The 8,384-nt window shown below is 68.9% G+C and carries 8 protein-coding genes; 1 reads left to right on the forward strand and 7 read right to left on the reverse strand.

Going from position 1 to position 8,384, the window contains the following annotated elements:
* Positions 1-474: 474 nt before the first annotated feature.
* Positions 475-1,239 carry an AAA family ATPase gene (locus tag ACWC2T_RS45205; protein WP_450676115.1) on the reverse strand — a complete coding sequence of 255 codons (765 nt, stop codon included), beginning with the start codon at positions 1,237-1,239 and terminating at the stop codon, positions 475-477.
* A complete protein-coding gene (locus ACWC2T_RS45210; RefSeq protein WP_450676121.1) occupies positions 1,236-2,825 on the reverse strand; it encodes a transposase in 1,590 nt (529 codons plus the stop codon). Before ACWC2T_RS45210 ends, ACWC2T_RS45205 begins: the two co-directional genes overlap by 4 nt.
* Between ACWC2T_RS45210 and ACWC2T_RS45215 the strand changes: the two genes are divergently transcribed.
* Positions 2,784-2,912 (forward strand): hypothetical protein, encoded by a 129-nt coding sequence (locus ACWC2T_RS45215; RefSeq protein WP_450676122.1) that lies wholly within the window; start codon positions 2,784-2,786, stop codon positions 2,910-2,912. The genes ACWC2T_RS45210 and ACWC2T_RS45215 overlap by 42 nt on opposite strands.
* A 70-nt stretch (positions 2,913-2,982) precedes the next feature.
* On the opposite strand, the gene ACWC2T_RS45220 is transcribed toward ACWC2T_RS45215, so the two are convergent.
* From ACWC2T_RS45220 to ACWC2T_RS45240, 5 genes are all read right to left on the reverse strand, one after another.
* The gene (locus ACWC2T_RS45220) at positions 2,983-4,242 is read right to left on the reverse strand and encodes an AAA family ATPase (RefSeq protein ID WP_450676116.1); all 1,260 of its coding nucleotides are present in this window, start codon (positions 4,240-4,242) and stop codon (positions 2,983-2,985) included.
* A gap of 495 nt (positions 4,243-4,737) precedes the next feature.
* Positions 4,738-5,037, reverse strand: a complete 300-nt coding sequence (locus tag ACWC2T_RS45225; RefSeq protein ID WP_450676117.1) for a DUF5372 family protein — start codon at positions 5,035-5,037, stop codon at positions 4,738-4,740.
* Positions 5,034-5,231, reverse strand: a complete 198-nt coding sequence (locus tag ACWC2T_RS45230) for a hypothetical protein (RefSeq protein ID WP_450676118.1) — start codon at positions 5,229-5,231, stop codon at positions 5,034-5,036. The genes ACWC2T_RS45225 and ACWC2T_RS45230 overlap by 4 nt, the downstream gene beginning before the upstream one ends.
* A 137-nt stretch (positions 5,232-5,368) precedes the next feature.
* Positions 5,369-5,701, reverse strand: a complete 333-nt coding sequence (locus tag ACWC2T_RS45235; protein ID WP_450676119.1) for a MafI family immunity protein — start codon at positions 5,699-5,701, stop codon at positions 5,369-5,371.
* A gap of 86 nt (positions 5,702-5,787) precedes the next feature.
* A partial coding sequence (locus ACWC2T_RS45240; RefSeq protein WP_450676120.1) for a polymorphic toxin-type HINT domain-containing protein occupies positions 5,788-8,384 on the reverse strand: 2,597 nt, incomplete at its 5' end.

Genomic DNA, 8,384 nt, shown 5'->3' on the forward strand with positions numbered 1-8,384 from the left:
CGTGCTGCGCCGGTTGCCCGCCGGGTGCTTCCGGCCCGGCACCGACCCGGCCCCGCTCGGCCGGGTGCGCACCGCGGTGTTGCCGCTCCGCGTCACTGGGCGTGCCACGCTTCGCGTGGCACGATTGCGGGCCTGGCGGCCCGGGCGGGCAGCAAGGGTGGGGGGAGACGGGTGACTGGCCGTCAGAGTCGCAGACTGGTTCGGGAGGCCAGGCTTGCTGTGCAGGGGAGCGGTCTTGTCTGCTTCAAAATGTGCTGCGGATGAATTCTGGAAAAGATCACGGCTCCCGGAACGGGATCTCCGCACCGCTGTCACCGGGCGAGTGGAGCCGCGTGGCAGCGGCCGGCGCCCGGAACCGGCGGCCACCGTAGAGAGTAGGCCCGAGGAAACCGTGTCCGGCACCTCCCGTACGGGTGAACTCGGAGCGGTCGCACAACGCGGCAGCTGGGCAAGCTTCCTGAGGCAACGCCAAGTTCATCCGAGTCTGCTGAAGGCCCAGCGGAGTGTTTCCTGGTCAGGGTTGGCACGGCCTGTCCGTTGGAGCGCTGTGAGGGTGTGGGCAGTGAGCCGGGCCCAGTTGCGGAAGTTGCCGTGCGCTGCGTGGCGGTCGGCGAAGGCGATGTCTTCAGGATCGGTCTTCGCCCAGATCGGATGGTAGAGCGGGATGACCTGCTGAACTTCCGCCAGCGTGAGCTTGGTGATGTGCTGCCAGATAAAGATGCGTGAGGAGAGCATCGGCTCCTTCCGCAACACGCTGTGCGCGTCTTCACCGCCGGCGAAGACGATCGCGATCTGCGAGTACGGATTATCCCAGACGAAACGGAAGTACTCGAACGTCTCCCGATTGAGCCACTGAGCTTCGTCCACGACCAGCGTACGCGGCTGGGTCGCCAGCGAGTCCAGGAGCAGTCGGTCGAACTCGGATGGGTGACGCGGAGGTTCGCCCGGCAAACCGAGCGCTGCGAAGAGCTCGTGGCGCACCGCACGGGCAGTGGGGCGGGCCCGGAAGGTGATCCGGCAGACCTCCTCGCCACGGGCTCGTTCGAGCTCGCGCAGACAGACGTTGACGGCGAGGGTTTTACCGACGCCGGCCGGGCCGTGGAGGCACATCATGGCCCTGGCCTCGATCGTGTCGGCGATGTTCTCCCTGGCGGTCAGCAGGGAGCGCGTTGTCACGACTGCGGCGTCGGGGAGTTGCGTGTAGTGGTCGGTCTGCCGTGGGGGCAGCTGGCTGGTCATCGTGTCTCCTCGCCGCCGGCGGGCTGGGGCCCGTGTGTGGGGCGCAGGCTGGGTGGGGTGTTCCAGTCCTCGGGTGGCGGTGCGGGCGGGATCAGGTCGGGGAGGGCGAGGGCAGCCATGTCGCTGCGGGCGGCGGCTTGGAGTTCGTGGTCGGCTTCGGCTGCCGTCACGGTGCCCAGGCGCTGCGGGGATGTGGGTGTGGTGGTGGGTGCGAAACGCTGCCGGCGCAGGGCCTGAGCTTTCTTGGCTTCCTCGCGTAGGCGGCGCGCTCGTGCGGTACGGGTACGGCGCAGGGCATCGAGTTGCTCGGGGGTGGCGGCGTCGGCGAGGTGGGCGGGTCCGAGGTGGTGCCCGGCGGGGTCGAAGACCTCGATCTCGTGATCGTGATGGGGCATGTAGCGGATACGGACGCTGCGGCCGGCCTGGCCGGCCATCCATGCGCCGACGTAGTCGCGGCCGCGCCAGCGCACGCCGTGGCTGGTCAGCTTCCGCACCCGGCCGTCGTCCTCCAGCATCAGAGCCCACAGAGCGGCCTCGGGGATGTCGGAGAGCAGTGTGGGATCCGCCTGCCATGCCTTGATGGGGGTCTGGCCGGTCAGGCCGTGGGGGCGGTGCTCGGTGTTCCACCACGTCGTCCAGGCCAGGACCTCGGCGGTGAACTCCGTGAAGGTCAGGGGCCGGGGCGCATCAGAGTCGGCGGCCTCCTTCTTGGCGCGCCGGGGCGAGGGGGTGAGGGTGTAGCCGGGCAGGACAGCGAAGAGCATACGGTCCGCGCACCGGTTGAGGTTCTCCACCGTGCCCTTCAGGTGCGGGCTGTAAGCGGGCAGGTCATCCACCTCGGCACCGAGAGTCCCGAATACGCCCAGGACCGTCCTGGACAGGAAGTCTTTTCCTCTGTCGATGCGTACCGCTTCCGGGACGCCGCCCGCCGGACCGTACGGGCCACTGCGCAGGATGGCGGCGCGCAGCGCGGCCAGGATCGAGGCCCGGGACGGATGACCGGGGGTGACGGCCGTCCCGGTGATCGTCTTGGTCGCGACGTCGATGAACCACGTCACCCACGGGCGCACCAGATCCCCGTCGGCATCCACCAGGAGCGGGGCCTGGACATGGTCGGCCTCCCAGGTATGGTTCCGCCACAGCCGCGGCCGGCGCCCGAACACATCATGGGCCCGGGCCGCCTCCGGCCCCCGGGCCAGAGCTGCGCGCTCACCTGCGGTCAGGTCACGGCGCACCGCACGCAGGAACGTCGACAACGAAGGCACCGGATCCAGCACCGGTACCGCTTCCGCCGGCGCCCCACCCGGCACCGCAGTGGCCTGCTCCCCGTCCGCTGCCCGGGCACGGACGACCAACTGCCGGTGGACCGCGGACGCGTTGCCACGCCAGTACGCCAGCAACACCCTGATCTCGGCGGTGATCTCGAACCGGTTCACCGATCTCGCCCCCGGCCCGGCCGCCATGCGGGGCTCGGCTTCGGCCTGGGCAAGCCACCTCCACACCGTCCGCTCCGACACTCCCAAACACTCCCCCGCAAGGCGCACATGCCCTCGCGACAGCCGTCGCTGGGCCCGCAGCCGAAGCAGTTGCCGAACAGCAGGCCCGCGCAGCGCGGCCAGAGCAGGACCCTGGAGCCCGGCCGCGTCCAGCGGCGGGTCATCCGCCCCGGGTGAACTGATCATGGAATCGGCTCCCTGCCGCCTGGTCATGGCCCCTCCCCTTCCACTCCCGTGCCGCCGACCGTCACGGGTAGGGGCCCAGCCGGGCGCAGGCCTGCTCGATCAAGGGACGATCCACCGTCACGTCCTGGCCGCGCTTGGACATGGCGTAGACGTGCGAGGTGATCTTCGCCCAGGTACGAAAGTTGCCCCGCGCCACCGTGGCATCCGCCCACCCCGCATCGGCCGGATCCACGCCCTCCCACACGTCATGGAACATCGCCAGCGTTTCCGTGAGCCGCTCCTGGTCCAGCCCGGGGACTTGGTGCCAGGTCAACACCCGTGACCGCAACGCCGGCGCCCGGGCGATCACTCGCTCCGCGCCCGCCCCGCACAGCAACAGCGCCGCTGCCGTGCCCGGCTCGTCCCACAGCAGCCGCAGGTAGTCCAGCAGCGGAGGCGACAGCCGCTGCGCGTCATCGAGGAACAACACCCCAGGCCGACGCAGCGCCTCCCCCAGAGCGCGATCCGCCGGCTGTGCACGGTGCGACAGAGAACCTGCCGACAGCCCCAGCGCCTCACAAAGCGACGCGCGCATCTGAGGAAGGCCCGGCTTCACCCCCACCACAGCCCGCCAGACCGGCACCCGGGAAGGCAGCAAATGCAGCGCCTGCTGCACCGCCACCGTCTTCCCCACCCCAGGCTCCCCGAACACACACCCGATCCCGCGCGCCGCCGCCGTATGCCCCACAGCCTCCACCACCGCCGCAACCGGACCCGTCGACACCACACGCGCGCCCGGCACGAATAGCCGCACCCCGCCCCGCGACAGCGCGGCGCCCTCCACGTCCGGCCCGACAGTGGCCGGCACTCCCGGATCCGCATCGACCACCGGCAAGCCCTCACCCGCCCGCTGCAACTTCAGCTCCGCCAGGACCCGGTCATAGCGGCCCGCCTCGACCCGATTCCGAGACGGCCTCGCCACCTCAAGCGCCCGCCCTGCACGCAGGTCCCGGCTCACCGCGCGATGCAACGTTCCCAGCGACGGCACACCCTCAGGCGAGGCGCCGTCCGTCATCCGCCGGTGCAAAGCCGCGACGTTACCGCCCACCTCCGCCAGAACCGCCCACAACCCGTCATCCAGCGTGAACCTGTCCCTGCGCGCCACCGCCTCCAACCGGCCCTCCCGCGCCTCGGACAACCACCGCCACACCGTCCGAACCGTGACCCCCGCAGCCTCCGCCATCACCCGCACATGCAGCGACGACACCGACCCCAAACCCTGATCCACCGCCAACAACCGACGCACCACCACACCCCGCGCCAGCCGCAACTCCTCACCCATACCCGCCAGCACACCCCCACCCGGCAGGCCACACACAGGAATGGGCAACCCCATGACAGCCAACCACCACCCTGCTATGCAGCCTGTGGCAGCAGCCCGGTCACCCCATAACAGCCAACATCACCAGGTCTCGTAAGGCCACTACACAACAACCCACGACCTACACACCCCCGCACACCGCCACATACCCGACCACCCGCTGACACCCAACCACCGCCACCACACCACCCACTCACACCGCGGATCGCAGAACGGGGACGCCAGGAACACCTCGTCGGTGACCTTCTCTGGATGCGGGTTGAGTGACCTGGACGCCGCCAGCGCGGCCACCTTCGGATCCTCCGCTGCCACTGTCATCGCGCCCGCCTCCCCAGTGTCCGGCCGTGTCACCAGGTTCCTGCCGACACCCCGGCCAGCCAAGGCCACCAGCAGGGCGCGCGGAGGCAAACCAGCAGATCAGAAGTGCTCCGGCTGGCTCCCTCCGCACGCCGCTGATCAACCACTCCGTCGCCCACGGCATGGATCAGGCGACGGCTGCGGCATCATCCCCGCGACGCCCGCGCGCAGGGCCTCGATCAACTCGGCGGCGGCCAGCAGGTCGCTCACGCGGAACGGACAGCGGCCCGCAGCCATCGTGACGAACGGCTCGACCGGGTCCACATCGGTCCACGCCGCAGGCAGCGAGACCAACTCCCCGTTCTCGTCGGTGAGCGCGACCCGGTCTTCGTCCCAGGCCAGGCGACAGTCCACGAAGGTGAACTCCCGCCCGCACAACGGGTGGAAGGGGTGCGTCACCCGGACAACACCATGCTGACCGTGCTGATCGGGTGCAGTGGACGACTCGTGACAAGGCCGCCGTCGAGCGGGCCTTCGGCGGGATCCGGCAGCCGCCTTTCGAACACCCGATCGGCTACCCCGGCGCCGACGTCGCCGACCGCGGGGCCCACCCGGCCGCGGACGCGGTCCTGACCGCCGACCAGCTCGAGCACCTGATCGCCACCTCGACCGTCGCCGTCTGGCAAAAGCGCAAGCTGGGGCCGCTGGCGTTGCGGTCAAAGCGTCCAAGGGCCACGCGGGAACGACTCGCTCCGGCGTGGCCTTTGGGTTTCTGCAGGTGCTTTTCCTATCAGGCCGACGACTCCGAATGAACCGCGATATGGCGCCTGCAAAGATCCGCACTCGTAAGGTGCGGAACATCTAGCGCCGCCGAATACAGCCGCATTTCGCGAGCTGCAGAATCGAGCAGCAACCAGAACCTGATATCCAACTCCAGGTCATCCCCGATCGCAACGAGCTCATCGAATGCGAGCTCCAACTCGTTGCGAGCGATAAAGTCTCGAAATTCAACCAGGGCCTCGCTCGATTCGCCCGGCGCAAGAAGAGCGGCTGCGGCTTCGAGAGCGTTTCTCGCCCGATCCCACGATGCCTCCCGATTGACGGCATTAAATACTTCGCTCATCTTGCCCAAGCTCCTTCCGCCGCACGGCCCCTAGCCGGAGCCAGGGGCCGTACAGTCAATGATTACCGCGCTTACTTTGCCATGCCTTAGGGCCAGGGATGCGCCGTGATGATCGTGTCAGTTGCAGGCTCATAGATCACACGCAGCTGCACGCCGTCTACCGTGCCGACAATCGCGACCCTAGAGGGCAGGCCCTTCTTCGTAAAAATAGAACCCTCAGCGCCCTTCTGCCACGTCCACGTCGACTTCGGATTGGTGGCCACCTCGGAGATGTTGTTCAGGATCTGTTCGTCACTCCATCCCTGAGGGAACGGAGTCTTCCCAGGCGCCCCAGGGTATCGATGGCCGCCTCCGGTGGCGTCGCCATCAAGAATATGCGTGGCTCTCGATGGGCCGACGAGATCGCAGTTGCTGTTGTGCACCAAGACCGGCGTATTTCCTGCCAGTACATAGTACGTGTGGAGGTCTTCGACGGTGAGGTTGTAGGTGCGTACTCGTCGGTCGAAGGCACGGTTGGCCTGGACACGGACGGTGCTTCCGTCGCTGCTGAGCAGGGTGGATCCGGCTCGGAGGTCATGGGCTTTGACCCAGCGCTTTTCCGTCGGGTTCCAGAAGGGGTGTTCGTAGGTGGCGGTGAGCTTGCGGGCTCCGTCGGGTGTGTTGAGGGTGAGTTCGTCGAAGTGTTTGTCGCCGTCGGTGATGATCAGTCGTGCGACCTTGCGCGGCGCGGTCTTCCCGGTGAGCGGGTCGGTAGCGACTACTGTGTCGCCTGCCTTGATGCTCTCGATGTTCTTCGCAGGGCCGCCGGCCATGAGTACTTTGGTGCCGGCCACGAAGCACTGGGTGCATGTCTCTTTCGCAGGGCGTTCTTCCCGGGCTTCGCGGAGGGCTTGGTCGAGGTCGTCACTGAAGCGGTGGACGCCGTCGTTGGCCAGGTCGAGGCCAGCTCCGGTCAGGGCTATACCACCGCCGACCGCCAGGACTGCTTCGATGCAGCCAGCACCCAGCGTCTCGGGGCACAGCAGGAGTCCGCCGCCTCCGCCTACGATGCCCTCCGCGATTCCCGTGTCCGCTAGGAAGGCGCCGCCAACGCTCTGGATCAGGTCAGCCGCGAGTTGCGGGCTGTTGTCCCAGAGCGCCTTCGCATAGGGGCTGACTGTGTTGACGGTGTCCTTGAGCCACCCCGGTACCCAGCTGCCGTCATCGTCCTGCTGGCTGTTCTTCTTCCGCTGTTCCTCGACCAACTGCCGGAACCGCGCCGCTTCCTGCTGCTGTTTGATGACTGCGGTGTGGTAGGCCTCCGTCGCCGCCTGCGCGGCGGCCGTGGCGTCCTTACCTGCTGCCGTGGCGGAGGCGCGGGCCTGCTGGGCATCGGTCCAAGCCGAGTCGGCAGAGCTACGTGCGGAGTCGGCCGAGTACCGGGCGTAGGTCGCGGAGTCGAGTGCGTCGGCTGCGGCGTTTTCGGCGTCCTGCTGTGCGCCGCGGGCGGTCTTGGCCGATGCGGCGGCGTCCTTGGCGGACTGTTCGGCCTGGTTGGCGTAGCCGTTGGCCTGGTTGGCGTACTTCTGGGCGTCGTTGGCGGCTGCTTGGGCCTGTCTGCGGTAGCCCTCGGCTTCGGCCGCTGCCTTTGCGGCGGTGGCTGCTGCCCTGCCCGCTTCGGCCGCGTTCTTCTGGGCGGTGGCGGCGATGCCCGCGGCCTGTGCGATCAGCTGCTGGATCTGGGCTTCGTGGGTGGCGCCCAGTTGGTCCTGGCGCTGCGCTTTGTACTGGCCGACGGTGATGAAGGCGTGCAGCAGGCTGGACGGGCCTTCGAGGGCGATGCGGGCTGCGGCCCTGACCTGCGCGCCGTTGTTTTTGTTATTGGTGTCGGAGAGCTGGGCGGCGCGGACGCGTTCGTCCTGGGTGCGCGCCAGCGGGTCGCCGGTGGTGATGAACTGGTGCAGGGCGTCGGTTGTGTCGGCATTCAGCGCGGTGCGGCCGGCCTGCTGCTCGATCGGGCCCGCGTTGGCGATGGTCCGGGCGACGACGAGGCGCATGTCCTGCTTCATCGCCTCGTACTGGCCGCTGGCCAGAAACGCGCTCACCGCCGAGTCGTCGCCTTCCAGCGCCTTGGCGGCGGCGGCGCGCACGTCGGCCGAGCCGGCGACTAGCGCAAGGTGCCCGACGTCCTGGCGATCGTCCTGGCCGCTGGCCTCCTGGCGGCCGGTGCGGATGTAGGCGGTTGCGTCCGTATCGGAGCCGGCCAGGGCGACCAGGGCCGCGGACTGGCTCCACGGGCGGCCGGTCTTCGCGGTCGCCAGGGCCACTTTGCGGGCTTCGGGAGCGATCTTCGCCGGGTCCGCGCCGGGCTGGGCAGCCTGGTCGGCCAGCTTGCCTGCCTCGGCCTGCAGGTCCTTGGCCTGCTGCACGGCTGCCTGCTGGGCCGCGGTGCGCTGGTCCTCCTGCGCTTTGAGGTCCTTCGCGCGGGCGATGGCCTCATTGGTACGCGCCGTGAGCTGCTCGGCGTCGATGCGGACGGCGAGGTCGTGGACCTTCTGGGCCTTGGCGACCGCGGCGCTGGCGGCGTCGGCGGCCGTTTTGGCCTCCTTGGCGTGCGCGGCGGACTGTTTGGCGGCGGTCGCAGCCTGTCCGGCGTGGGCGGCGGCGTCGTCGGCCGCCTTGGCCGCATTCTCCGCGTGCGTGG

This window comes from Streptomyces sp. NPDC001393 (assembly GCF_053597455.1).

What these genes read in the sequence shown, in the direction of transcription:
- ACWC2T_RS45220 (WP_450676116.1), bottom strand. Translation starts at nt 4,242, where the DNA reads ATGGGTGAGGAGTTGCGGCTGGCGCGGGGTGTGGTGGTGCGTCGGTTG.
- ACWC2T_RS45205 (WP_450676115.1), bottom strand. Translation starts at nt 1,239, where the DNA reads ATGACCAGCCAGCTGCCCCCACGGCAGACCGACCACTACACGCAACTC.
- ACWC2T_RS45235 (WP_450676119.1), bottom strand. Translation starts at nt 5,701, where the DNA reads ATGAGCGAAGTATTTAATGCCGTCAATCGGGAGGCATCGTGGGATCGG.
- ACWC2T_RS45215 (WP_450676122.1), top strand. Translation starts at nt 2,784, where the DNA reads ATGCCCTCGCGACAGCCGTCGCTGGGCCCGCAGCCGAAGCAGTTGCCG.